This is a genomic window from Shinella sp. (genome assembly GCF_035998705.1).
Lineage (GTDB): Bacteria > Pseudomonadota > Alphaproteobacteria > Rhizobiales > Rhizobiaceae > Shinella.
Window position 1 is genome coordinate 780466 of record NZ_DASYHH010000022.1, and the last position, 23779, is coordinate 804244.

Sequence of the window (23779 nt, forward strand, 5' to 3'; positions counted from 1 at the left end):
ATTCCACCCTCGTGGCGCTGGCCGGGAACATAGTGCATTGCAATGCGACTTTCTCACCATTATAGGTCTATATAAGGTGATTAATGCTATATTCATCGCCTTTTGGTGGTTCTAATGTCCAAGATAAAGCAAATTTCCAGTGAAATCGACGCTATTGATCGGAAGATCCTCGATCTTGTCGTTGAAAATGCACGGATTTCCATCACGGAAATGTCCGAAATCGTCGGCCTTTCGAAGACCCCGTGTACGCTGCGCCTGCAACGCCTGATCCATGACGGTTATATCGACGGCTTCCGCGCCGTGCTCAATCCGAAAAAGCTCGGACTGGACCATGTCGCCTTCGCCGAGGTCAAGCTGTCCGACACGAAGGAGGCGGCGCTCATCGCCTTCAACACGGCGGTGCGCAAGATCAAGGAGGTCGAGGAGTGCCACATGATCGCCGGCCGCTTCGACTACCTGATAAAAATCCGCACCTCCGATATCCGCAGATACCGGGAGGTGCTGGGCGAGAAGATTTCGAGCCTGCCGAATGTGGCAAGTACCTCGACCTCCGTGGCGATGGAATCGGTCAAGGAGAGCGGCCGCTGATCCGTCAGGCCGGCTGCGCGCGCATGGCCTGCGGCACCGGGAAGACCCGGTCATAGGCGACGTTATAGACGAAGGTGTAGACCAGGTAGAAGCCGACGATCGCCATGTCCATCATCAGCGCCTGCCACACGGTGATGCCGAGATACCAGGCGATCGGCGGAATGAGCATGGCAAGCAGGCCGCCCTCGAACAGCAGCACATGCACGACGCGCGCCTTCAGGCTCTTGCGCGTATGGCCGAAGAACCGCAGCATCGCGTGGTCGAAGCCGAGATTGTAGACGAAGTTCCACAGCGTCGCGATGGTCGCCGACACGACGCCGACGACGCCCATATGGCCCATCGGCTGGTTGAACACGATCGCCGACACCGGAACGAAGATCGCAAGGCCGAACGCCTCGAAAAGCACCGCGTGACGAACGCGATCGGGAAAAGTGCGCAGGGACATGATGTCCATCCTTTTGTTGTTTTCGTTGACTTGCGCGCTTTCTATCTCATTATCGCCGATTACAAAGTTAGCTACTATCTGGATTGGCGATAGATGACCGTTTCCATGGAACAGCTCGAAGCCTTCGCGGCCTCTGCCGAGCACGGCTCCTTCTCCGCCGCCGGCCGGGCGCTGCGCAAGGCGCAGTCGGCGATCAGCGTGCTGGTATCGAGCCTGGAGGACGATCTCGGCGTCGAGCTCTTCAGCCGCGCCTCGCGCAATCCCGTGCTGACCGCGGCCGGGGAGCGGCTGCTGGCGGAAGCGAAGGTCATCCTCGACCGCCGCGAGCACCTGATCGGCGTCGCGGCCAGTTTCGAGGCCCATGTGGAAAAGCGCCTCGTCGTGGCGATCGACGAGCTCTATCCGGAGCGGGCGCTGGCCACGCTCTTTGCGGAGTTCGCCGTGCGGTTTCCCCATGTCGAACTGGAGCTGCTCTTCCCGATGATGGAGGATGTCAGCCGGCTGGTGCTCGACGGCAAGGCCGATATCGGCGTGATGTGGCGACAGGAGACCCTGCCGGCAGCACTTGCCTTCCACACGATCGGCTGGGTGCCGTTGAAACTGGTCTGCGGCAGGAACCATCCGCTCGCCGCGACCGCGGTCGATTGGGAGGAGCTGAAGCGGCACCGCCAGCTGATGGTCGCCGTGCGCAGCGAAGGCCCGGAAAAACAGCGCCTGCGCACCGCCGCCGAGGTCTGGTGGGTGGAAAGCCATTGGGTGATCCTGCAAATGGTCATGCAGGGCATCGGTTGGGCGCTGGTGCCCGATCACATCATCGAAAATTCCCCCGTCATCGACGGCCTCGTGACGCCCACCCTCCAGTTCGACGACGCGGACTGGCCGGTCGCGCTCGAAATGGTCTGGCACAAGCAGAAACCGAGCGGGCCTGCCGCCGAATGGCTGCGCGAGCGTTTCGCCTCCACGCGCATCAACAGCACGCCGGGATAAGTGCCGCTCATGTCCGCATGACACCTACTTATTTGCAGTGCAGCAAGGTGCGGCATAGGTTTTCCCCATAGCCCGCGAAAAGACGGGCGCTGCGACGGGCATCAAGAATCTGTCTCCAGAGAGGAATTTCCATGTTCAGCAAACGCATGTTTCTGGCAGCGACGACGCTCGCCTATGGTCTGGCTCTCGGCGCCGCTTTTGCCGCCGAGCCGCTTTCCGTCATGAGCTTCGGCGGCGCCTATCAGGAAGCCCAGCGCAAGGCGGTGTTCAGCGCCTATGCGGAAGAGACCGGCCGCGCCGTTTCCGAGCAGGAATACGGCGGCGAGATCGCCAAGATCAAGGCGATGATCGACAGCGGCAACACGACGATCGACGTGGTCGACGTCGACGCACCCACCCTCTTGCAGGGCTGCGACGAGGGCATTTTCGAGACGATCGACTGGGAGAAGGTCGGGCCGAAATCCGAATGGCTTGCCGGCACGACGTCGGATTGCGGCGTCGGCACCATCGTCTATGCGACGATCCTTTCCTTCGACGAGGAGAAGCTGGCGAAGAAGCCGACGAAGCTCGTCGACCTCTTCGACCTCACCAATTTCCCCGGAAAACGCGGCCTCTGGAAGAACCCGGCGACCAATCTCGAATTCGCGCTGCTCGCCGACGGCGTCGCACCGGATGCCGTCTACGAGACGCTCGCCACGCCGGACGGCCTCGACCGCGCCTTCGCCAAGCTCGATACGATCAAGGACCAGATCGTCTGGTGGGAAGCGGGCGCGCAGGCGCCGCAACTGCTCGCCTCCGGCGAAGTGACGATGACGACCGCCTGGAACGGCCGCATCTTCAACGCCAACAAGGAAGGCCGCAAATTCGGCATCGTCTGGGACAACCAGATCCTCGACTCGAACTACTGGGTCATCCCGAAGGGTGCCAAGGACGTCGAGGCCTCGCTCGCCTTCATCCGCTTCGCCGTCGAGCCGAAGGTTCTGGCCGGCATCGCGAAATACATTCCCTACGGCCCGGTGCGCATGACGGCGGCGGCCGAAGTGGCGCCGGAAGACGCCAGGAACCTGCCCACCAGCACCGACAACCTGACGACCTCGCTCACCCTCGACAACGCCTTCTGGGCGGACCACGGCGACGAGATCCGCAAACGTTTCACCACTTGGCTTTCCAACTGAGGGCCGCGCGAATGAACACGACGACGCTGGAAAGGAGGCGGCTCGGCAACGAGCCGTCATCCCGCACCTCTGCCGAAACGATGGTCGCCTTCGAGCGCGTGCAGAAAACCTATGACGGGCGCACGCTCGTCGTCGAGGACCTGAATCTGGCCGTGCGGCGCGGCGAATTCCTCACCATGCTCGGGCCGTCCGGCTCCGGCAAGACGACGACGCTGATGATGCTCGGCGGCTTCGAGCAGCCGACGAGCGGGCGCATCCTGCTCGAAGGCCAGGCGGTGGAACGCCTGCCGCCGGAGCGCCGCGACATCGGCTTCGTCTTCCAGAACTACGCCCTCTTCCCGCACATGACGGTGCGCGATAATGTCGGCTTTCCGCTGCGCTATCGCGGTGTGAAGGGTGCGGCGGCGGCGCGGCGTACCGAGGAGGCGCTGGCGATGGTCAAGCTCGACGGCCTCGGCGAGCGCCGGCCGGCGCAGCTTTCCGGCGGCCAGCAGCAGCGCGTGGCGCTCGCCCGCGCCATGGTGTTCAACCCGAAACTCATCCTGATGGACGAACCGCTCGGCGCGCTCGACAAGCAGTTGCGCGAGCACATGCAGATCGAGATCCGGAAGATCCAGCAGCGCCTCGGCATCACCATGGTCTATGTGACGCACGACCAGTCGGAAGCGCTCACCATGTCCGACCGCATCGCCGTCTTCCACGAGGGCCGCATCCAGCAGCTTTCCGATCCCGTCACGCTTTATAACCAACCGGAAAACCGCTTCGTTGCCGGCTTCATCGGCGACAACAACACGTTGCCTTGCGAATTCGCCGGCACCGAGAACGGTTTTGGCGTCGTGCGCATGCAGGACGGCACGCGGCTTCTGACGACGGGACTAGCCGGCCCACCGAACGCAGCCACGACCGTCTCGCTGCGCCCGGAGCGACTTGGCCTTGCCACCGGCAGGCCGGACGCGGAAAACCGCATCCCGGCGCGCGTCATCGAAAAAACCTTCCTCGGCGACCGCGTGCGACTGACGCTGGAAGCCTTTGGCACTGCGCAGATCGTCGCCTCCCTCCCCGCCGCAGAAGGCGGGGCAATCGTGCCGGGCAGCACCATCACCATGGCCTGTTTCGCCGCCGATTGCAGAACGCTGGCGAGGTAATCATGGCGCAAACCTTGTCCCTCACCGCACCGTTTTCTCAGCCAAGCCTCGGCGCCGCGCTCCGCCGGGCCGAGCGGCCGAACCGTCTTCGGGCGCTGGCGCTCGCGCTACCGGCGCTGCTCTTCCTGCTCGTCACCTTCGGCGCGCCGATCGGCCTCTTCCTCACCACTGCCATCGACAATCCGGAAGTGCACGAGACCCTGCCGGAGACGCTTCGCGCCCTCGATGGCTGGGACGAGCAGGCAACGCCCGGCGAAGAGGCTTTTGTGGCGCTGGCCGCCGATCTCGCCCGCGCCAAGGACGCCAACACGGCCGCCAGCCTCGGCAAGCGGCTGAACTATGAAAGCGCCGGCATGCGCAGCCGCATCATGTCCGTCGTGCGCCATCTCGGCAATTTCGAGGACGGCGCCCTCGCCCCGCAATTTGCCGCACTCGATCCCGTCTGGGCCGGCACGGACATCTGGGCCATCATCAAGCGCAACGCCACGCCCGTGACGCCCTATTATCTCCTCACCGCCGTAGACCTCGGCCAGGACGGCGCCGGTAACATCGGCCGGGTCGCGGACGACCAGGCGGTGTTCCTCGATATTCTCGGCCGCACACTGTGGATCGCCGGCCTCGTGACGATCGCGACGCTGCTGCTCGGCTTTCCGACGGCCTATGTCATTTCGCTGGCACCGGAACGCATTGCTGGCCTCATGCTCCTGATGGTGTTGCTGCCGCTCTGGACCTCGCTTCTGGTGCGCACGACCGCCTGGGTCGTGCTCTTGCAGACGGACGGCGTCATCAACCAGCTGCTTCTCGGCCTCGGCCTCACCACCGAAAAGCTGCAGCTCATGCTGACCCGCTTCGGCACCGTCACCGCGATGACGCACATCCAGCTACCCTTCACCATCCTGCCGATCCTCAGCGTCATGAAATCCATCCCGGAAGGGCAGATGCGGGCGGCGCGCTCGCTCGGCGCCCCGTCGCTGTCGGCTTTCTGGCGGGTCTATGCGCCGCAGACCTTGCCTGGGGTCGCGGCCGGCTGCCTGATGACCTTCATCCTGTCGCTCGGTTATTACATCACGCCCGCACTCGTCGGCGGCCCGCGCGACCAGATGCTGTCGAACTTCATCGCCACCTACATCAACCGCGACCTGAACTGGGGCATGGCGGCGGCCCTCGCCTGCCTGCTCCTCGTCATGACGCTTTCCATCTACCTGCTCTTCCTGCGCCTCGTCGGCGCGGAGCGCATCAAGCTCGGATAGAACCCATGTGGCTTCCCGCTTACGCAACCCGCAGCGAACGGCTCTGCCGCCTCGCCGTCGTCACCTTCGCCTTCGCCGTGCTGGTCTTCCTCATCGGCCCGCTCTTCGTCGTCTTCCCCTTGTCGGTCTCGAAGGACCCGTTCTTCACCTTTCCGATCAAGGATTATTCCTGGCGCTGGTATGCGGATTTCTTCGAGAACCCGCGCTGGACGCAGAGCCTGCTGAACAGCCTCATCGCCGCGTCGTTCAGCACCGCGCTCGCAACGCTGCTGGGCACGCTTGCAGCCCTCGGCATCAGCCGTCCGGGCTTTCCGTGGCGCAAGGCCGTCATGGCGCTGATGATCTCGCCGATGATCATGCCCGTCGTCATCGTCGCCGTCGGCGCCTACATGTTCTTCGGTTCGCTGGGGTTGACGGATACGCGCACCGGCCTCGTTCTGGCCCATGCGGCGCTTGCCATCCCCTTCGTCGTCGTCACCGTGCTCTCCGCGCTCTCGACCTATGATGCCAATCTCACGCGGGCCGGCGCCAGCCTCGGCGCCGGGCCGGTCAGCGTGTTCTTTGCGGTGACCCTGCCGCTCATCCTGCCCGGCATCGTCTCGGGGGCGCTTCTCGCCTTTGCCGTCTCCTTCGACGAGGTGATCGTCGCGCTGTTCCTCACCGGCGCCGACCAGCGCACCCTGCCCGTGCAGATGTTCTCCGGCATGCGCGACCAGATCAACCCGACGATCATGGCGGCGGCGAGCCTGCTCACCACCGTCTCGATCGCGCTCTTCGTGATATTGAACATGATCCGCCGGATGCGCCGGGCCTGATCAGGCGTCCCGGTTGCTCGCGAGAAACGCATCGGCGAAATGCGCGGCAAAACTTTCCGCGACGGGCGAACGCTTGCGATCCGAACTCAGATAGATGCCGACGACGACATCGGCGAGCCGCGGCAGGCCCAGCGTGTCATCGAGCGTCGCCAGCTTGTGCGGCACGATGCGCCGGGCAAGAACCGTATTGCCGAAGCCGGAGCCGACCGCGGCTTCCAGGCCCGCAAGGCTCGGGCTCGTATAGACGAGATCGTAGCCGCGGCCATCGCGCTGCAAGGCCGTCAGCATGGCGCGGCGATAGAGGCAGCCTTCCGGATAACAGACGATGCGCAGATTGGCGTTACCATCGGTGACGATCGAGGTCGTCGTCTCGCCGACCCAGGTGAGCGGTTCCTTCCAGGTCATGAAGGCACCCTCCGCCGGCCCATCCGGCGTCATCGCCACAACGATGTCGTAGAGTCCGTTGCGCAGGCCCTGCAAAAGCACATGCGAGAGGTCGCAGACGACCTCGAAGCGGAAATCATGGCCGCTGCGGGCAAGCTGCGGCATCAATTTCGGCAAAAAATGGTCGGCATAATCGTTGGGAATGCCGAGGCGGATCTTGCCGTGCTGGTCGCGCTTGGAAAGGCGCAGCACCATCTCGTCGTTCAGGGTCAGCATCTGCCGCGCATAGCTGGCGACGAGTTCGCCTGCCTCGGTCGGCTGGGCGCTGGCATCCTTGGCGAAGAGGGGAACGTTGAGCAGTTCCTGCAATTTCTTCATCTGCAGGCTGATGGCCGGCTGCGTGCGGCCGAGCTGCTCGGCGGCGCGCGTATGGCTGCGCAGGTCGATGACCGCGAGGAAAGTGCGCAGCAGATCGGTCGGAATGTTTCTCAAGAGGGCGGCACCGGCTTCAAAAAGGAAACGGGCCGATGGAGCGGCCCGTTCCAAATGTCCCGCGGACGGGTCAGGCGGGGAGGATATTCCGCTCCGGGCCGAAGGGGAAGCCCGTGATGTTCTCGCTGCCGTTTTCGGTCATGACAAGGATGTCGTGCTCGCGGTAGCCGCCCGAACCCGGCATGCCATCCGGAATGGTCAGCATCGGCTCCATCGAGACGACCATGCCCGGCTGGAGCACGGTGTTGATGTCCTCACGCAGTTCCACGCCCGCCTCGCGGCCGTAATAATGCGAGAGCACGCCGAAGGAATGGCCATAGCCGAAGGAACGGTAGCCAAGCAGGCCATGCTCGCGATAGATCTCGTTGAGTTCCGTTGCGACATCGCCGCAGCGCGCCCCGGGCTTCAGCAGGTCCAGGCCGCGGCGATGCACGGCGCAATTGATCTCCCAGATGCGCAGGTGCTCGTCGCTGGCATGATCGAGGAAGAGCGTGCGCTCCAGCGCCGTGTAGTAGCCGGCAATCATCGGGAAGCAGTTGAGCGAGAGGATGTCACCCTTCTGCACCCGACGCGAGGTCACCGGATTGTGCGCGCCGTCCGTGTTGATGCCGGACTGGAACCACACCCAGCTGTCCATCAGCTCCGCATGCGGAAAGCGGCTGGCAATGTGGCGCACCATGGCCTGCGTGCCGGCCAGCGCCACCTCATATTCCGGAACGTTTTCGCGCACGGCGCCGGCAACCGCGGCTCCGCCGATATCCGCCGTTTCCGCGCCCGCCTTGATCAGCGCGATTTCCTCGTCGGACTTGATCGTCCGCAGCCACATGGTCGGCGAGGCGATATCGACGAATTCGACGTCTGGAAAGGCCTCCTCCAGCAGGCGGCGTAGATCCACGCTCACCTGGTCGAACTCGATGCCGAGGCGCGTCGCGCCCGGCAGGAGCTGTTGCAGCGCGTGGAAGAAATTGTCGCGCTGCCAGTCCGTATAGGTGATGTTGTCGCCGAAGGTGCGGCGAAAGGGTTGGCCCGCATCGATGCCGGCGGAGACCGACGTCGCCTTCTGCGGCGTGATGACGAAGGCATAGCGGCGGCCGAAGGAGCAGTAGAGGAAATCGGAGAAGTAGCAGATATTGTGGTAGGAGGTGAGGATCGCCGCGTCGAGCTTCAGCTCCTCGAGAATGCGGCGCATGGCATTCTGCCGGCGCTCCATCTCGCCTGCCGAGAATGTCGGCCGCACCTTCTCGCCATTGTGCATCTCCTGCAACCGCAGAAGCTGGTTCGGCATCCCTCTCGCAAACATGTTCATTCGAAGACTCCCTTGACCGCGGCCAACCGCGCCGTTTGACGAGACCTAGGGTAGAAATCTTCGGGTCCGCTGGAAAATTAGAAGTTCCAATGGGGGCATAAGGGCCGGGCTTACCGACCGTCGGTGAACTGGATGAGATCCCAGAGATTGCCGTAGAGATCCGCAAAGACCGCGACCGTGCCGTAGTCCTCCTTCTTCGGCTCGCGCACGAAGCGGATGCCCCGCTCGGTATAGAGCGCATGATCGCGCCAGAAATCGTCGGTCGAGAGGAAGAGGAAGACCCGTCCGCCCGCCTGGTTTCCGATGAAGGCCTCCTGGTCAGCGGCAGACGCCCGCGCCAGGAGCAGCGACGTCTCGCCACCGCGCGGCCGCACCACGACCCAGCGCTTGTCCTGCTCGGGCTGGTAGGTGTCGTCGACCAGCTCGAAGCCGAGTTTTTCGACATAGAAGGCGATGGCCGCGTCATAGTCGCGGACGACGAGGGCGATATGCGCGATGCTTTGCTTCATTCCGGCTCCGGCAGCAGGGGTTTTGGCCGGGCAGATCAGCACGAGTTTCCGGCGGATGCCATCGTTTTCTCGCTAGCGCACGATGACCAGCGGGCCGATACGATGGGTGCTGACCTTCAGCGCCGTGCTCCGGGCTCTTCAGATCGCGCGCAGGATCGACGCGCGCCCGGCTATGCCTCGGACAGCGCCTTCGCCGCCACCTCCGCCGCATTCTCGGCCACTCGCCTGCCCGCTACCGCAGCCTGCACCGCGGCGGCCTTGGGTCGCTCGATCAAGCCTTCACCACGCTCGCGGTGTAGATTTCGTCGATCGTCCTGCCGAGGCTGGCGTCGAACTCGGCATCACTCATCGGCAGGCGCAGGTCTTCCGTCAGCGCACGTGAGAAGCTGGCGATCATGCCGTGGTTGCGGCTGAGCTTTTCGCAGGCATCCGCGCGGCTGTAGCCGCCCGACAGGGCCACGACGCGGGCGACCGCCTTGTGTGCGATCAACGGCTTGTAGAAATCCGCGACGGTCGGGATGGTGAGCTTGAGCATGACCTGTTCGCCTGCCGGCACGGCGTCGAGCTGGCGGGCGATCTCGTCGCGCAGGATCGCCTCGGCCTCCTCTTTCGTCGGACTTTTGATGGAGACTTCCGGCTCGATGATCGGAACGAGGCCGTGGCCGAGGATCTGCCGGCCCACCTGGAACTGCTGCTTCACCACGGCGGCGATGCCGGCCTTGTCGGCATGGGCGATCACCGAGCGCATCTTGGTGCCGAAAATGCCCTTCTTCACGGCGCGGGCGAGCAATTCGTCGAGATCGGGCATCGGCTTCATCACCTGCACGCCGTTCTCCTCGCCGGCCAGACCTTTGTCGACCTTGAGGAAGGGCACGACGCCGCGGTCTTCCCACAGATAGGAGGGAACCGGCTTGCCCTTGGCCTCGCCGTCCATGGTCTTCTCGAACAGGATGGCGCCGATCACCTTGTCGCCTGAGAAAGCGGGTGCCGTCATGATGCGCACGCGCATCTCATGCATCAGGCGGAACATCGCCTCGTCGCCGCTGTAATCGGTGTCGGCAATGCCATAGAGACGCAAGGCGCCGGGGGTGGAACCGCCGCTCTGGTCGAGGGCGGCAATAAAACCCTCCTTGCCGGACATCTGCGCCATCATCTTTGCGTCAGCCATGCTTCCCCCCCTTTTCGGACCGGCGCGTGGTGCGCTCGGCCACCCTGCTCTGCCAATTTGTTTAAAGCATAACCGACGACATCTTGTTCTCATACCCCTTGCCGAAATCGGCGCGCGTGGATTTTGCCGGCTCAAACCGAACGCATGTCGCTGGCTGGCGCGTAAAGAAACCTCACGCAGAAAGCAGGGTTCGCGTCAAAGCATGTCCCGAGTCGGCGAGGCCGTCGATAATGGTAAAGTGGTGTCTGTCCGGCTCGACGACCACGGAGGTGGTTGCACCCAAGCCCGTCCAGATGTTGGCGAGCAAGGCGTTCTGGCGCAGGAATTCCTGGCGCTCGCTTCCGCCCACCCAGCAGGTGATGCGGGCGTCTCGCATAGGCCGCAGCAGCGCGGGGCTTTCTGCAAGTGCCTCCGCTTCGTCGATGGCGAGCCTTTCGTTCATGGCGGTCGACAGGAGGGGGCGCAGATCGTGCAGGCCCGAAATCGAGACGACGTTGCGGATGCGCTGCTGGACATGAGACGCAAGCGGCGCGGTCGTGGTGATCATCCGGCTGGCGAGGTGGCCACCGGCCGAATGCCCGGTCAGGATCAGCGATCCATCGACCAGCCCTGCCGCTTCGCTGATGGCCGCCGCGACCTCCTTGACGATCTCCGCGATGCGGACCTCCGGGCAGAGCGTGTAGGACGGCATGGCGACGGCATAACCATTGGCCACGGCGCCTGCGGCCAGATGCGACCAGAAACTCTTGTCGAGCTGCAGCCAGAATCCGCCATGCACGAAGACGACCAGGCCCCTGGTCGGGCCTTCCGGGAAAAAGAGGTCCATGCGGTTTCGCGGGCGCTCGCCATAAGCAAGATCGAGTTTTGCCCGCCCGGCCGATAGCAGTACGCTTCGGAACGTCTCGGCCGGCGTCACCCACGCCTCGGGCCATCGTTCGCCGCGCGGGATGTTCACCCCGTTGGCATAGGCGTTGTCCCAGTCCGAAATGCGGTATTCCAGCATCGTTGCACCTCTCCCGTTGATGTGACCGGCGGGATAGAAATCACCCGGACGGCGGCCAAAGGCAATGCCACCGACGAAAAACTTTAGGCTTGAAATAATTTTTGACTGATGCAATGCTACGCCATGTTCAGCGTAGAAGTGGAGGTCTTCGCTGTGCCTATCGCAATCGATGACGTTTCAGCGACGACATGGCCCGTCGGCTCGGCGAAGCTGCGCCTTGCCGCCCGGACCCTCGCGACCGCAAAGAATCTAGCCGATGTCGGCAATGCCTGAACAACAGGCCCGGCACGAACAGGGGATGGCCGCCACATGCTTGGACCGACTGCACATGTCGACACGTTCACACGCGACAACCTGCCGCCGCCGCAGGAATGGCCGGATTTCCTGCTCGACGGCTTCGACTATCCCGACCGCCTCAACGCCGCCGTCGAACTGACGGATGCGATGGTTGCGAAAGGGGTCGGCGACCGCACCGCGCTGATCGGCAACGGGCGCCGCCGGACCTATAAGGAACTCTCCGACTGGACCAACCGGCTGGCCCATGCACTGGTCGAAAACTATGGCGTGAAGCCGGGCAACCGGGTGCTCATCCGCTCGGCCAACAACCCGGCCATGGTCGCCTGCTGGCTCGCCGCCACCAAGGCGGGCGCCGTGGTCGTCAACACGATGCCGATGCTGCGCGCAGGCGAACTCACCAAGATCGTCGACAAGGCCGAGATCAGCCTTGCGCTGTGCGACACGCGCCTGATGGACGAGATGATCGCCTGCGCCAAGGACAGCCACCACCTGAAGCAGGTCGTCGGCTTCGACGGCACCGCGAACCACGACGCCGAACTCGACCGGGTCGCCCTCGACAAGCCGGTGCGCTTCGAGGCCGTGCCGACCGGCCGCGACGACGTGGCGCTTCTCGGCTTCACCTCCGGCACGACCGGCGTACCGAAAGCGACCATGCACTTCCACCGCGACCTGATGGCGATCGCCGACGGCTACGCGCGCGAAATCCTCGGCGTGACGCCGGACGACGTCTTCGTCGGTTCGCCGCCGCTCGCCTTCACCTTCGGCCTGGGCGGCCTTGCGATCTTCCCGCTGCGCTTCGGGGCGGCGGCGACGCTGCTCGAACAGGCGACGCCCGCGCTGATGGTGGAGATCATCGAGACCTACAAGGCGACGATCTCGTTCACCGCGCCCACCGCCTACCGGGCCATGTTGAAGGCGATGGATGCCGGGGCGGACCTGTCGTCGCTGCGCGTCGCGATCTCGGCGGGCGAGACGCTGCCCGGTCCGATCTTCGAGGAATGGACCGAGAAAACCGGCAAGCCGATCCTCGACGGCATCGGCGCGACCGAAATGCTGCACATCTTCATTTCCAACCGCTTCGAGGACCGCAAGGCCGCCTCCACCGGAAAGCCGGTCGGCGGCTATGAGGCGAGGATCGTCGACGACGAAATGCGCGAAGTGCCGCGCGGCACGGTCGGCAAGCTCGCGGTGCGCGGGCCGACCGGCTGCCGCTACATGGCCGATGCCCGCCAGCGCGACTATGTCCGCGACGGCTGGAACCTCACCGGCGATGCCTTTTTCCAGGACGAGGACGGCTTCTTCCACTTCGCGGCGCGCTCGGACGACATGATCGTGACCGCCGGCTACAACATTGCCGGCCCCGAGGTCGAGGCGGCGCTGATCTCGCACCCGGAGGTGGCGGAATGCGCGGTGGTTGGCGCGCCGGATACCGAGCGCGGCCAGATCGTCGAAGCCCATGTCGTGTTGATCGCCGGCGTGCTTGCGGACGAGGCGACGATCAAGCGCCTGCAGGATCACGTCAAAGCGACGATCGCGCCGTTCAAATATCCGCGTTCGGTGAAGTTCGTCGAGGCCTTGCCGAAGACGGCGACGGGCAAGATCCAGCGGTTCCGTTTGCGGTCGGAGCATTGAGATGAGCGATCCCTACGACCCTTCGAAGGAAGGCGCACAAATGTCGTTCGAGGGACGCATGTCCTACAGCGACTATCTCAAGCTGGAGAAGGTGCTCACCGCGCAGGCGCCGCTCTCGAGCGCCCATGACGAGATGCTGTTCATCATCCAGCACCAGACCTCCGAGCTCTGGATGAAGCTTGCCCTGCATGAGATCAGCTCGGCGATCCGATCGATCCGCGAGGACCGGCTGGAGCCGGCCTTCAAGATGCTGTCGCGGGTTGCGCGCATTTTCGAGCAGCTGAACAATGCCTGGGACGTGCTGCGCACGATGACGCCCAGCGAATATACCGAGTTCCGGGATTCGCTCGGGCAATCGTCCGGCTTCCAGTCCTGGCAGTACCGGGCGATCGAGTTTTCCGCCGGCAACCGCAATATCGCGATGCTGCGCCCGCACGCCCATCGCCCCGACATCATGGAGAAGCTGGAGGCGATCCTCGCCGCCCCGTCGCTCTATGACGAAGCGATCAGGCTTCTGGCGCGCAACGGTTTCGATGTCGGGGAAGAGGCCCAGCGCAGCGACTGGCACGGGACGCGCAGCGAGAACGACAAGGTCTTTACGGCCTGGCAGACCGTCTACCGCAATCCGGAGCGCTACTGGATGCTCTACGAGCTTGCCGAAAAGCTGGTCGATTTCGAGGATTATTTCCGGCGCTGGCGCTTCAACCACGTCACGACCGTCGAACGCATCATCGGCTTCAAGCGCGGCACCGGCGGAACGTCCGGTGCTTCTTATCTCAAGAAGATGCTTGAGGTGGAGCTCTTCCCCGAATTATGGCATGTGCGTACGGATCTTTGATAGAACACGATAAAAATCGAACCATAATGAGGAGAACAGCATGAACCGCATCCTGGCAGCAAGCCTCTTCGGCCTCTCGCTCGCGACATCCGGCCTCGCCTATGCCGAGCCGGTGAAGATCGGCGTCATCACCACGCTTTCGGGCGGCGGTGCCGGCCTTGGCATCGACATGCGCGACGCCTTCACGCTCGCGATCAAACAATCGGGCAACAAGGACGTGGAACTGGTGATCGAGGACGATGCCCAGAAGCCGGAATTTGCGGTGCAGATCGCCGAAAAGATGATCCAGGGCGACAAGGTCGATCTCATGACGGGGATCATCTGGTCGAACCTCGCCATGGCCGTGGTGCCGAACGCGGTGGCGCAGGATGTCATCTACCTTTCGCCGAATGCGGGGCCTTCGGCGCTGGCCGGTGCGAACTGCAATGCGAACTACTTCAACGTCGCCTATCAGAACGACAATTTCCACGAGGCGATGGGCCAGTACGCCAACACGGACTACAAGAACGCGTTCATCCTCGCGCCGAACTATCCCGCCGGCAAGGATGCGCTGACCGGCTTCAAGCGTTTCTACAAGGGCAGCCTCGCCGGCGAGGTCTATACCCAGGTCGGCCAGACGGATTATGCGGCCGAAATCGCGCAGATCCGCGCGTCCGGCGCCGATTCCGTCTATTTCTTCCTGCCCGGCGGCATGGGCATCGCCTTCATGAAACAATATGCCCAGTCGGGCGTCGGCATTCCGGTCATGGGGCCGAGCTTCTCCTTCGACCAGGACGTGCTGCCGGCTATCGGCGACGCGGCGCTCGGCGTGAAGAATTCCGCGAGCTGGTCGCCGGACCTCGACAACGAGGCCAGCAAGGCCTTCGTCGAAAGCTTCAAGACCGAATATAACCGCCTGCCGTCGATCTACGCGGCGCAGAGCTGGGATACGGCAAACCTGATCCTGTCGGCGCTTTCCAAGGCGAGCGCCAAGGACAAGGACGCCTTCAAGGCGGCGCTCAAGGCCGCGGACTTCAAGTCCGTGCGCGGCGCGTTTTCCTTCAACACCAACCAGCACCCGATCCAGAACATCTATGTGCGCGAGGTGGTGAAGGATGGCGACGTGCTGACCAACAAGGTCGTTGCGACCGCCTTCGAAAACCACAAGGACGCCTACGCCGAACAGTGCGGACTGTAACGCCCTCGCACCTGCCATCGTCCGGCGTCCGGCTTTCATGCCGGCGCCCGGACGATGCCCATGCGATCCCGACCTGAAGCCAGGACCGACGCCGTGTTCACCGCACTCCTGATCGAACAATTGCTCAACGGGCTTCAGCTCGGCGTGATGCTGTTTCTGATGGCCGCCGGCCTGACGCTGATCTTCGGCGTCATGGGCCTCATCAACCTGGCGCATGGCTCGCTCTACATGATCGGCGCCTTCGCCTGCGCCACGGTCGCCGCGGCCACCGGCTCCTTCTGGCTCGGCCTGATCGCCAGCCTCGCGGCCGCTGCCGGCGTCGGCGCCCTCATCGAGGTCGCCGTCATCCGCCGGCTCTACGACCGCGACCATCTCGACCAGGTGCTTGCCACCTTCGCGCTGATCCTGATCCTGTCGGAAGGTGCGCGCTGGGCCTTCGGCTCGTTCCCGCTCTATCTGGACATTCCCCCGCAGCTTCAGGGCGCGGTGCCGCTGCCGGGCGGCGGCCAGTACCAGCTCTACCGCCTGGCGATCATCGCCGTCGGCATCGCCGTTGCGGCGGGGCTCTATCTTCTCATCTCGAAAACCCGGCTCGGCATGCGCATTCGCGCCGGCGAATCCGACCGCGAGATGATCGCGGCGCTCGGCGTCGATATCAGCACGCTCTATACGGTGGTCTTTGCGCTCGGCGCCGCGCTGGCGGGTTTTGCCGGCGCGCTGGTCGGCGCCCTCCAGTCGGTTCAGGTCGGCATGGGCGAACCCGTGCTCATCCTCGCCTTCGTCGTCATCGTCATCGGCGGCATCGGCTCGATCAAGGGCGCGCTTGTCGGCGCGGTGATCGTCGGCGTCGTCGACACGATGGGCCGCTTCCTGCTGCCCTCGCTTCTCGCGCTGACCATGCCCGCCTCGCAGGCCACCACGATCGGCGCGGCCCTGGCCTCTATGCTGATCTACGTCGTCATGGCCCTCATCCTCGCCTTCAGGCCGAGCGGCCTGTTCGCGGCGCAGTCTTGAGGACAAGATGACCCGCGAAACCACGATCAACCTGCTGCTCGCCCTCCTCCTGCTCGGCTTGCCGCTCTCCGCGACAGCGCTCGGCGAACCCTTCTATGTCACGCTCGCGACCCGCGTCGTCGTCCTTGCCCTCGCCGCCACCGGCCTCAACCTGGCGCTCGGGCTCGGCGGGCTGATTTCCTTCGGTCATGCCGCATTCTTCGGCCTCGGCGGCTATGTCGCCGGCATCCTGGCGACGCATGCCTTCAATGCCGAGCCGCTGGTGGCCGGCATTCCGGGCACGACGTCGATGCCGATCATCTGGCTGACGGCCGTGGTCATCGCCGGGCTCGTCGCGCTGCCGATCGGCATCATCAGCCTGCGCACCACCGGCATCTACTTCATCATGATCACGCTCGCCTTCGCACAGATGATCTATTATTTCGCCATCTCCTGGCCGGCCTATGGCGGCGAGGACGGCCTGTCGATTTATGTGCGCAACGCCTTCCCCGGCATCAACACCACGCAGCCCCTGCCCTATTTCCTGGTGTGCTTTGCCGTCCTGATGGTAACGCTGCTGTTGTTCCGCCTCGTCGAGGGCTCGCGTTTCGGCAGCGCCCTGCAGGCGGCGCGGCAGAACGGCACGCGGCTTGCCGCGGTCGGCATTGCGCCCTTCAACATCCGCCTCGTCGCCTTCGTGCTCTCCGCGATGATCACCGGCTTTGCCGGCGCGCTCTATGCCGATCTCAACCGCTTCGTCGGCCCCTCCATGTTTTCCTGGCACATGTCGGGCGAACTGATCGTGCTCATCATCCTCGGCGGCAAGGGGCGGCTGTTCGGCCCCGTCGCCGGCGCGATGATCTTCGTCTGCCTCGAATATGTACTCGGCGGCATCACCGAGCGCTGGCAGTTCTTCCTTGGCCTCATCCTGCTCGGCATCGTGCTTTTTGCGCGCGGCGGGCTCTTGGGCCTCATCTCGGGAAAGCCTCGTCATGCCTGAGCCCATTCTCGAAATCCGCGATTTGCGCAAATCCTTCAATGCGCTGAAGGCCACGGACGGGGTCAGCCTCGACCTCTATCCCGGCCAGATCCACGCCCTGATCGGACCGAACGGTGCGGGCAAGAGCACGCTCATCCACCAGATCGCCGGCTCGCTTGCCGCCGACAGCGGCACGATCCGCTTCCTCGGCCAGGACATCGGCGGGCTCGACATGGCGGCGCGCGCACGACTGGGCCTCGCGCGCAGCTTCCAGATTTCGTCGCTCGCGCAGGAATTCTCCGCGCTTCGCAATGTCATGCTGGCGGTGCAGTCCAGGCAGGGCAGCAGCTTCCGGTTCTTCCGGCAGGTCGCAAGCGACCGCAGCCTGATCGATCCCGCCATGGCCATGCTGGAGCGCGTCGGCCTTGCCGCCCGCGCCCATGTGCCGGCGGCGGAACTCTCCCATGGCGAAAGACGGCAGCTCGAAATCGCCATCGCGCTCGCCCTTTCGCCAAAAGCCTTCCTCTTCGACGAACCCATGGCCGGCATGGGACCGGAAGGCTCCAAGCAGTTGACCTCGTTCCTCGACGGCTTGCGCCACGAGGCGCCGATGCTGCTGGTGGAACACGACATGGACGCGGTTTTTGCGCTGGCAGACCGCATATCGGTGCTCGTCTACGGCCGCATCGTCGCGACGGGCACGGTTGATGAAATCCGCAGCGATCCCGAAGTGCGCCGCGCCTATCTGGGAGAAGCCGCGTGACCCTCCTCGACCTGAAGGGCCTTGAAACGTTCTACGGCGCGTCGCAGGCGCTGTTCGGCGTCGATCTCGATATTCGCGAAGGCGAAGTGGTGGCGCTGATGGGGCGCAACGGCATGGGCAAGACGACGACGATCAACTCGATCATCGGCCTCGTGCGTCCGCGCTCCGGCGTCATCAGCTTTGCAGGCAAGGCGATCTTCGGCATGCGACCCTACCGCATCGCGAGACTCGGCCTCGGCCTCGTGCCGGAGGGACGGCGCTGCTTTCCCAACCTGACGGTCCTGGAGAACCTGGTCGCCACGGCGCGCGGCAGCGAGTGGACCTTCGACAGGGTCGTCGACCTCTTCCCCCGCCTCGGCGAGCGGCGCGACCAATATGCCAAAACACTCTCCGGCGGCGAACAGCAGATGCTCGCCATCGGCCGCGCGCTGATGACCAATCCGCGCCTCCTCATCCTCGACGAGGCGACCGAAGGTCTCGCACCGGTCATCCGGCAGGACATCTGGTCGGCGATCCGCAAGCTGAAGGCCGGCGGCCAGTCGATCCTCGTCGTCGACAAGACGCTGTCGGAACTGCTACCCGTCGCCGACCGATGCTTCGTGCTGGAGAAGGGCAGGACCGTTTTCGAAGGCGCGCCGACGGCGCTGACACCGGAGCTTCAGGACCGTTATCTCGGTGTCTGATTCTCAGGCGGCCGGAATGCCGCCCGCGAGCGCCACAGAATAGGCCGCCGCGTCGATATTGCCGCCGGAGATCACGCAGACGATCTTGCCCGTCAGGTCAGGCCGCGCGATCGCGGCGGCGAGCGAAGCAGCGCCCGCACCCTCGGCGACGACTTTGGCCTTGCTGAACAGCAGCCGCATCGCCTCCGTTACCTCGGCGGGGCTGACGGCGATGGCGCCGTCGATCAGGTCGCGTGCGACGGGCCAGAGCTGCGGCACCAGCGAGGGACCGCCGATGCTCTTGATGAAGGACGGCCGGGTTTCGATCGTCACGATTTTCCCGGCCGCAAGGGCTGCGGTGACCGGGGCGGCATTGTCGTCTTCGACCGCGAAGACGCGCACCCGCGGGCAAACGGCCTTGACGGCGCTGGCGACCCCCGTGGTCATGCCGCCGCCACCATAGGGTGTCAGTACCACGTCGACGTCGGGCAGGTCCTCGACGATTTCCATGCCGATGGACCCGTTGCCGTTGAGCACCGCCTGGTCGGTCACCGGGTTGATCAGCAGTTCCGGCGCATCCGGCCGGTCCGCGCCGACAATATAGTCCCACCAGGTCTGCGCACTGACGAAGCGCACCGCGCCGCCAAGGTTCCGCACACCGTCGATCTTGGTCTGCGGCGCGCCGCGATACATGTAGGCCACCATCGGCACGCCGATGAGGCGCGCCGCCCAAGCCATGCCATAGGCCATGTTGCCGGAACTGGTGACCGCAACACCGTCCGTAAGCGTCGCGGGATCGCGGGACAACACGGCGTTCAGCGCCGGGCGCAGCTTGAAGGCGCCGATCGGTGACAGCGTCTCCAGCTTCAGGAAGATCTGCCGGTCCGGCAGCCCGAGGTCGAGTTTCACCAGCGGCGTGCGCGCAAGATGCGGCGCGATGCGCGCGCGCGCCTCGGCGATCTCCTCAAGCGTCGGACGACGTGGCGCGGTCATGGCGAAAATCCCGGATCAGGTGACGGCGGCACGCACGGCGAAGCGTGCGTCCTGCCATGATCCTGTGCGCAGGATGTCCTCCAGGATCACCACCGCCTGCCACACGTCGGCATAGCTGACATAGAGCGGCGTGAAGCCGAAGCGCATGGTGGAAGGGGCGCGGAAATCGCCGATCACGCCGCGGGCGATCAGCGCCTGCATGACCTCATAGGCGTTCGGATGGCTGAACGAGATCTGACTGCCGCGTTTTGCCCGGTCGCGCGGGCTTTCCAGTTCGAGACCATAGGCGCCGCATTTCACCTCGACGAGCGCGATGAAGAGGTCGGTGAGGCCGAGACTTTTTTCGCGCAGCGCCGCGATGTCGACCTCGTCCCAGATGTCGAGCGCGCCCTTCAGCGCGCGCAGCGACAGGATCGGCTGCGTGCCGCACAGGAACCGGCGGATGCCTTCGCCGGCCGCATAACGCTTTTCGAATGCGAAGGGCCTTGCATGGCCCCACCAGCCGCTGAGCGGCTGGCTGATGGCGCCGTGATGGCGTGCGGCGGCATAGATGAAGGCCGGCGCGCCGGGGCCGCCGTTCAGGTACTTGTAGGTGCAGCCGACGGCGAAATCGACATTCGCACCATCGAGATCGACCGGAAGCGCGCCTGCCGTGTGGCAGAGGTCCCAGATGACGAGCGCGCCGTTCTCGTGGGCTTTCTTCGTGAGCGCCGTCATGTCGCGCAACTCGCCCGACTTGTAGTTGACGTGGTTGACAAGAACGACCGCGACATCGCCGTCGATCAGGTCCCCGATGTCAGGCGCATCGACACCTTCGAGACGCAACGAGGCACCGGCACGCGTCGAGATCACGCCCTCGGCCATGTAGATATCGGTCGGGAAGCTGCCGCCCTCGCTGACGATAACCGACCGGTCGGGCCGGAGCGCCATCGCTGCGTGAAGGGTCTTGTAGATGTTGATCGACGTCGTATCGCAGACGACCGTCTGGCCGGCAGCGGCCCCGATCAGCCGCCCGACGCGGTCGCCGAGCGCAAGCGGCATGTCGAACCAGCCAGCGGTGTTCCAGCTGCGGATGAGGTCCTGCCCCCATTCCTCGGTGGCGGCTTTCTGAAGCTCGGCGAAGGCGGCATGCGAGGCGACACCCAAGGAATTGCCGTCGAGATAGATGAGCCCCGTCGGCAGGATGAAGCGCTCGCGCAGGGAACGCAGCCCATCGGCCGCATCCATGGCCTCGATTGCAGCGAAATCGGGAAGTTCAGTCATCACAGAATCCTATTCACGAACGGTTTCGCGGGCCGCCGCCGGCCCGCGGCTGCGCTTGAGGCTCGGCAGGGCCAGCATGGCCAAAACGAACAGGCCCGTCGCCAGCTTCAGGTCCGGCGGCGGCATGCCGGCGGCAAGGCAGAAGGAAACGAGCTGGTAGTAGACGATCGCGCCGACAAAGGGGGCGGCGAGCTGGCGCGGCACGCTGCTCTTGCCGACGATCGCCTCGCCGATCATCAGGGCCGCAAGCCCGTTGATCAGGATGCCGAGCCCCATATTGACGTCGGCAAAACCCTGCGACTGCACCATCAGCGCACCGCCGGCCGCGGAAAACGCGCCGGCAAGCCCGACGCCGCCGATCGTCGCGAGCCAGACATTGATGCCCTGCGCCTCCGCCATGTCCGGATTGGCGCCGACGGCACGCACCGCCGTGCCTTTTTCGGTGCGGAAATAGTGCAACAGCAGCGCGAAGACGAGCAGACCGATGGCCCCTGCCATCACGATCTTGCTCGCCGGAAAGCCGGGTTGCAGGAAGGGCACCCAGTCGAAGACGGTCGTCGAGCCGAAGACCGAGAGGTTCGAGCGGCCCATGATGCGCAGGTTGATCGAATAGAGCATCGTCATCATCAGGATGCCGGCGAGCAGGGTATGGATGCGGAAGCGCAGGTGGATGAAGGCCGTGCAGCAGCCGGCGACGAAACCGGCGAGGAGCGCAATGAGGATCGCCGCGACCGGCGACATGCCGGCGGCCATCAGCACGCCGCAGACGCAGCCGCCGAGCGGGAACGCGCCTTCGCTGGTCAGGTCCGGAAAGCTCAGCATGCGGAAGGGGATCATGATCCCCAGCACGACGAAGGCGAGGATCAGGCTCTGCGCCAGCGTGACGGGAACGAGCGCGATGAAGCTCGAAACGGTGTTTTGAAGAAGATCCATGGTCGTCAGCTCGCCAGAAACATGCGGTCGGTCTTGACGGAGAAATGGCCGATCAGGTCCGGCACCGTGATCGCGGTTTTCTCCCCGCCGGCGATTTCGAGGCGCACGCGGCCGGCATCGAGCATGATGACCCGGTTTCCGAAATCCACGGCATGCTGCATATTGTGCGTCACCATCAGGGTCGTCAGCTTCAGGGCCTCGACGGCGCGGATCGTCGCCTGCATGACGATGTCGGCGGTGCGTGGATCGAGTGCTGCCGTGTGTTCGTCGAGCAGCAGCAGTTCCGGCGAACCGCCGACCGCCATGATCAGCGACAGCGATTGCCGCTGCCCGCCGGAGAGCAATTCCACCCGCGTGTCGAGGCGATTTTCGAGGCCAAGCCCGAGCAGCGAAAGCCGCTCCCTGTAGGTGGCGAGCCGTGTCGGATTCAGGCCGCGGCGCAGCGTCCGCCTGGCGGCCCGCAGTTCCGCCAGCAGCATGTTCTCCGCCACCGTCATCGAGGCGGCGGTGCCCTTCATCGGGTCCTGGAACACGCGGGCAAGGCGCATGGCGCGCTTGTGCACGGGCATGGCGGTCACGTCGTCGCCATTGATGAGGATCTTGCCGCTGTCGAGGACGAGCGCCCCGGAAATGGCGTTGAGCATGCTGCTCTTGCCGGCACCGTTCGAGCCGATGACGACGCCGAAGTCTCCCGTTTCGAGGCGCAGGCTGAGATCGTTGAGCGCGATCTTCTCATCCGCCTGCCCCTTGTAGAACATCTTGCGGGCCGACCTGATTTCCAGCATTGGCTTCCCCCCCTTTATCGTTGGGTGACGGCGCTTGGCGCGCCGCCACCGGTTCCCCGATCAATCGATCAGGCAACCACAATCGGCGAGCGAGGCCGGCAGTTCGACGCCGAAAGCGGCGAGCGTTTTCTTCGAGATCAACGGCTTGTGATCCTCATAGGCCGGACGCCACGGGGCGATGGACTTGGGGTCCTTGCCCTTGAGGATTTCCGCCGCGATGCGGCCGGCGGCAAGGCCGACCTGTTCGTAGTTCACGGCAAAGCTCGCCGGAACGACACCGTCACGCACGGCACCGTCGTCGGAATTGACGATCGGGATGCCCGCCTGGCGCGCGGCGGCGGAGACGGCGGCGATGGCCGGCTGGAGCAGGTTGGAGGCCGGCGTATAGATCACGTCGGCCTTGCCGGCGAAGGAGGCGATGCGCTGCTGGATGTCGTTGACGTTGTCGACGCCGACATCCACGACCTCGAAGCCGGCCGCGGGTGCCGCTTCCTTGATCTTGTCGAGCAGCGCCGCATCGTTCGCCTCGCCGGGGTTATAAGGCACGCCGAAACGCTTGGCATTCGGCAGAAGCTTGTGGGTGAATTCCATCACCGCGGCAACGTCCTGAAGGTCCGTCGCGCCGGTCATGCCCTCGTCGCCGGCCTCCCAGGAGGGAACCAGCTTGGCGGCTACCGGATCGGTGACGGCGGAAAAGACGACCGGAATGCCGGAGCCGGCAAGCGCCTTCTTGGCGATCTGCGAGACAGGGGTGGTGATCGTATAGATCAGTTTCGGCTGTTCGGCCTGGAGCTTGGCGATCATCTGCGGCACCAGCGATGCGTCGAAATTGGTGTGGCTCTCCGAGTAGACGACGTCCGTTCCCTCGACGAAGCCGTTTTCAGCCATTGCCTTCTTGAAGCCGGCGATCGATGCGGAGAGCTGCGGATGTTCGCCGAAATTTGCGATGCCGATGCGGATCGGCTCGGCGGATGCCGTTGCGGCGCCGAATGCGAGCGCACCGGCAACGAACAATCCCGAAAACCACGTCTTTGTAAGCCTGCCCATGAAATCCTCCCAGATACGATAAGCGGCCGCCGTTCCTCAGCGGCTTGGCATGGATCATGGCGACGGCGTGCTTTCTTGTCAAACAATATATATAGTTTTGCGCGAGAGGCGAAACTATATATATTTGTCTGTAGTACAGGCAGACGCTAA

General features: G+C 64.4%; 24 protein-coding genes. 13 read left to right on the forward strand and 11 right to left on the reverse strand.

What is annotated here, in order from left to right:
* Positions 1-114: 114 nt before the first annotated feature.
* The gene (locus VGN93_RS20395) at positions 115-588 is read left to right on the forward strand and encodes an Lrp/AsnC family transcriptional regulator (RefSeq protein ID WP_327508862.1); all 474 of its coding nucleotides are present in this window, start codon (positions 115-117) and stop codon (positions 586-588) included.
* 4 nt (positions 589-592) lie between these two features.
* Here VGN93_RS20395 and VGN93_RS20400 read toward each other — a convergent pair whose 3' ends face one another.
* A complete protein-coding gene (locus VGN93_RS20400; protein ID WP_319320107.1) occupies positions 593-1033 on the reverse strand; it encodes a PACE efflux transporter in 441 nt (146 codons plus the stop codon).
* 93 nt (positions 1034-1126) lie between these two features.
* Between VGN93_RS20400 and VGN93_RS20405 the strand changes: the two genes are divergently transcribed.
* The 5 genes from VGN93_RS20405 to VGN93_RS20425 all read left to right on the forward strand — a co-directional run bounded on the left by VGN93_RS20405 (position 1127) and on the right by VGN93_RS20425 (position 6405).
* Entirely contained in the window at positions 1127-2020 is an 894-nt protein-coding gene (locus tag VGN93_RS20405; RefSeq protein WP_327508863.1) for a LysR family transcriptional regulator, read from the forward strand.
* 131 nt (positions 2021-2151) lie between these two features.
* The gene (locus tag VGN93_RS20410) at positions 2152-3195 is read left to right on the forward strand and encodes an ABC transporter substrate-binding protein (protein ID WP_327508864.1); all 1044 of its coding nucleotides are present in this window, start codon (positions 2152-2154) and stop codon (positions 3193-3195) included.
* An 11-nt stretch (positions 3196-3206) separates the two neighbouring features.
* A complete protein-coding gene (locus tag VGN93_RS20415) occupies positions 3207-4340 on the forward strand; it encodes an ABC transporter ATP-binding protein (protein ID WP_327508865.1) in 1134 nt (377 codons plus the stop codon).
* 2 nt (positions 4341-4342) lie between these two features.
* Positions 4343-5590 (forward strand): ABC transporter permease, encoded by a 1248-nt coding sequence (locus VGN93_RS20420; protein WP_327508866.1) that lies wholly within the window; start codon positions 4343-4345, stop codon positions 5588-5590.
* A 5-nt stretch (positions 5591-5595) separates the two neighbouring features.
* A complete protein-coding gene (locus VGN93_RS20425; RefSeq protein WP_327508867.1) occupies positions 5596-6405 on the forward strand; it encodes an ABC transporter permease in 810 nt (269 codons plus the stop codon).
* Here the strand turns inward: VGN93_RS20425 and VGN93_RS20430 are convergent, their stop codons facing one another.
* The 5 genes from VGN93_RS20430 to VGN93_RS20450 form a co-directional block, all read right to left on the reverse strand.
* Positions 6406-7281 (reverse strand): LysR family transcriptional regulator, encoded by an 876-nt coding sequence (locus VGN93_RS20430; protein ID WP_327508868.1) that lies wholly within the window; start codon positions 7279-7281, stop codon positions 6406-6408.
* A gap of 70 nt (positions 7282-7351) precedes the next feature.
* A complete protein-coding gene (locus tag VGN93_RS20435) occupies positions 7352-8566 on the reverse strand; it encodes a M24 family metallopeptidase (RefSeq protein ID WP_327508922.1) in 1215 nt (404 codons plus the stop codon).
* 131 nt (positions 8567-8697) lie between these two features.
* Complete coding sequence (locus VGN93_RS20440; protein WP_327508869.1) at positions 8698-9096, reverse strand: VOC family protein; 399 nt, start codon at positions 9094-9096, stop codon at positions 8698-8700.
* Positions 9097-9367: 271 nt separating this feature from the next.
* Positions 9368-10264 carry a fructose bisphosphate aldolase gene (locus tag VGN93_RS20445; protein WP_327508870.1) on the reverse strand — a complete coding sequence of 299 codons (897 nt, stop codon included), beginning with the start codon at positions 10262-10264 and terminating at the stop codon, positions 9368-9370.
* A 172-nt stretch (positions 10265-10436) separates the two neighbouring features.
* On the reverse strand, positions 10437-11267 hold the full coding sequence (locus VGN93_RS20450; protein WP_327508871.1) for an alpha/beta hydrolase: 831 nt from the start codon (positions 11265-11267) through the stop codon (positions 10437-10439).
* Between the two features lie 309 nt (positions 11268-11576).
* On the opposite strand from VGN93_RS20450, the gene VGN93_RS20455 reads away from it, so the two are divergent.
* The 7 genes from VGN93_RS20455 (at position 11577) to VGN93_RS20485 (ending at position 18629) form a co-directional block, all read left to right on the forward strand.
* On the forward strand, positions 11577-13196 hold the full coding sequence (locus tag VGN93_RS20455) for a benzoate-CoA ligase family protein (protein ID WP_327508872.1): 1620 nt from the start codon (positions 11577-11579) through the stop codon (positions 13194-13196).
* Position 13197: 1 nt separating this feature from the next.
* Positions 13198-14034 carry a tryptophan 2,3-dioxygenase gene (gene kynA / locus VGN93_RS20460; RefSeq protein ID WP_327508873.1) on the forward strand — a complete coding sequence of 279 codons (837 nt, stop codon included), beginning with the start codon at positions 13198-13200 and terminating at the stop codon, positions 14032-14034.
* A gap of 40 nt (positions 14035-14074) precedes the next feature.
* The gene (locus VGN93_RS20465) at positions 14075-15211 is read left to right on the forward strand and encodes an ABC transporter substrate-binding protein (RefSeq protein WP_327508874.1); all 1137 of its coding nucleotides are present in this window, start codon (positions 14075-14077) and stop codon (positions 15209-15211) included.
* A 93-nt stretch (positions 15212-15304) separates the two neighbouring features.
* Complete coding sequence (locus VGN93_RS20470; protein ID WP_327508875.1) at positions 15305-16225, forward strand: branched-chain amino acid ABC transporter permease; 921 nt, start codon at positions 15305-15307, stop codon at positions 16223-16225.
* 7 nt (positions 16226-16232) lie between these two features.
* Positions 16233-17204 (forward strand): branched-chain amino acid ABC transporter permease, encoded by a 972-nt coding sequence (locus VGN93_RS20475; protein WP_327508876.1) that lies wholly within the window; start codon positions 16233-16235, stop codon positions 17202-17204.
* The gene (locus VGN93_RS20480) at positions 17197-17946 is read left to right on the forward strand and encodes an ABC transporter ATP-binding protein (protein ID WP_327508877.1); all 750 of its coding nucleotides are present in this window, start codon (positions 17197-17199) and stop codon (positions 17944-17946) included. The genes VGN93_RS20475 and VGN93_RS20480 overlap by 8 nt, the downstream gene beginning before the upstream one ends.
* Positions 17943-18629, forward strand: coding sequence for an ABC transporter ATP-binding protein (locus VGN93_RS20485; protein ID WP_327508878.1), 687 nt, complete (start codon positions 17943-17945; stop codon positions 18627-18629). The genes VGN93_RS20480 and VGN93_RS20485 overlap by 4 nt, the downstream gene beginning before the upstream one ends.
* Positions 18630-18632: 3 nt before the next feature.
* Here the strand turns inward: VGN93_RS20485 and VGN93_RS20490 are convergent, their stop codons facing one another.
* The 5 genes from VGN93_RS20490 to VGN93_RS20510 are packed head-to-tail and all read right to left on the reverse strand — an operon-like array spanning position 18633 to position 23629.
* Positions 18633-19601 carry a pyridoxal-phosphate dependent enzyme gene (locus tag VGN93_RS20490; protein ID WP_327508879.1) on the reverse strand — a complete coding sequence of 323 codons (969 nt, stop codon included), beginning with the start codon at positions 19599-19601 and terminating at the stop codon, positions 18633-18635.
* A 15-nt stretch (positions 19602-19616) separates the two neighbouring features.
* A complete protein-coding gene (gene kynU, locus VGN93_RS20495; protein WP_327508880.1) occupies positions 19617-20864 on the reverse strand; it encodes a kynureninase in 1248 nt (415 codons plus the stop codon).
* A 9-nt stretch (positions 20865-20873) separates the two neighbouring features.
* Positions 20874-21797: an ABC transporter permease gene (locus VGN93_RS20500; protein ID WP_327508881.1), complete on the reverse strand. Its 924-nt coding sequence runs from the start codon at positions 21795-21797 to the stop codon at positions 20874-20876.
* A 5-nt stretch (positions 21798-21802) separates the two neighbouring features.
* Positions 21803-22582, reverse strand: coding sequence for an ABC transporter ATP-binding protein (locus tag VGN93_RS20505; RefSeq protein ID WP_327508882.1), 780 nt, complete (start codon positions 22580-22582; stop codon positions 21803-21805).
* A 60-nt stretch (positions 22583-22642) separates the two neighbouring features.
* Positions 22643-23629 carry an ABC transporter substrate-binding protein gene (locus tag VGN93_RS20510; protein WP_327508883.1) on the reverse strand — a complete coding sequence of 329 codons (987 nt, stop codon included), beginning with the start codon at positions 23627-23629 and terminating at the stop codon, positions 22643-22645.
* Positions 23630-23779 lie beyond the last annotated feature (150 nt).

Excerpts from the sequence above, each read along its gene's own strand:
- VGN93_RS20395 (WP_327508862.1), top strand. The coding sequence starts at position 115 with ATGTCCAAGATAAAGCAAATTTCCAGTGAAATCGACGCTATTGATCGG.
- VGN93_RS20400 (WP_319320107.1), bottom strand. The coding sequence starts at position 1,033 with ATGTCCCTGCGCACTTTTCCCGATCGCGTTCGTCACGCGGTGCTTTTC.
- VGN93_RS20405 (WP_327508863.1), top strand. The coding sequence starts at position 1,127 with ATGACCGTTTCCATGGAACAGCTCGAAGCCTTCGCGGCCTCTGCCGAG.
- VGN93_RS20410 (WP_327508864.1), top strand. The coding sequence starts at position 2,152 with ATGTTCAGCAAACGCATGTTTCTGGCAGCGACGACGCTCGCCTATGGT.
- VGN93_RS20415 (WP_327508865.1), top strand. The coding sequence starts at position 3,207 with ATGAACACGACGACGCTGGAAAGGAGGCGGCTCGGCAACGAGCCGTCA.
- VGN93_RS20420 (WP_327508866.1), top strand. The coding sequence starts at position 4,343 with ATGGCGCAAACCTTGTCCCTCACCGCACCGTTTTCTCAGCCAAGCCTC.
- VGN93_RS20425 (WP_327508867.1), top strand. The coding sequence starts at position 5,596 with ATGTGGCTTCCCGCTTACGCAACCCGCAGCGAACGGCTCTGCCGCCTC.
- VGN93_RS20435 (WP_327508922.1), bottom strand. The coding sequence starts at position 8,566 with ATGCCGAACCAGCTTCTGCGGTTGCAGGAGATGCACAATGGCGAGAAG.
- VGN93_RS20440 (WP_327508869.1), bottom strand. The coding sequence starts at position 9,096 with ATGAAGCAAAGCATCGCGCATATCGCCCTCGTCGTCCGCGACTATGAC.
- VGN93_RS20445 (WP_327508870.1), bottom strand. The coding sequence starts at position 10,264 with ATGGCTGACGCAAAGATGATGGCGCAGATGTCCGGCAAGGAGGGTTTT.
- VGN93_RS20450 (WP_327508871.1), bottom strand. The coding sequence starts at position 11,267 with ATGCTGGAATACCGCATTTCGGACTGGGACAACGCCTATGCCAACGGG.
- VGN93_RS20455 (WP_327508872.1), top strand. The coding sequence starts at position 11,577 with ATGCTTGGACCGACTGCACATGTCGACACGTTCACACGCGACAACCTG.
- kynA (WP_327508873.1), top strand. The coding sequence starts at position 13,198 with ATGAGCGATCCCTACGACCCTTCGAAGGAAGGCGCACAAATGTCGTTC.
- VGN93_RS20465 (WP_327508874.1), top strand. The coding sequence starts at position 14,075 with ATGAACCGCATCCTGGCAGCAAGCCTCTTCGGCCTCTCGCTCGCGACA.
- VGN93_RS20475 (WP_327508876.1), top strand. The coding sequence starts at position 16,233 with ATGACCCGCGAAACCACGATCAACCTGCTGCTCGCCCTCCTCCTGCTC.
- VGN93_RS20480 (WP_327508877.1), top strand. The coding sequence starts at position 17,197 with ATGCCTGAGCCCATTCTCGAAATCCGCGATTTGCGCAAATCCTTCAAT.
- VGN93_RS20490 (WP_327508879.1), bottom strand. The coding sequence starts at position 19,601 with ATGACCGCGCCACGTCGTCCGACGCTTGAGGAGATCGCCGAGGCGCGC.
- kynU (WP_327508880.1), bottom strand. The coding sequence starts at position 20,864 with ATGACTGAACTTCCCGATTTCGCTGCAATCGAGGCCATGGATGCGGCC.
- VGN93_RS20500 (WP_327508881.1), bottom strand. The coding sequence starts at position 21,797 with ATGGATCTTCTTCAAAACACCGTTTCGAGCTTCATCGCGCTCGTTCCC.
- VGN93_RS20505 (WP_327508882.1), bottom strand. The coding sequence starts at position 22,582 with ATGCTGGAAATCAGGTCGGCCCGCAAGATGTTCTACAAGGGGCAGGCG.
- VGN93_RS20510 (WP_327508883.1), bottom strand. The coding sequence starts at position 23,629 with ATGGGCAGGCTTACAAAGACGTGGTTTTCGGGATTGTTCGTTGCCGGT.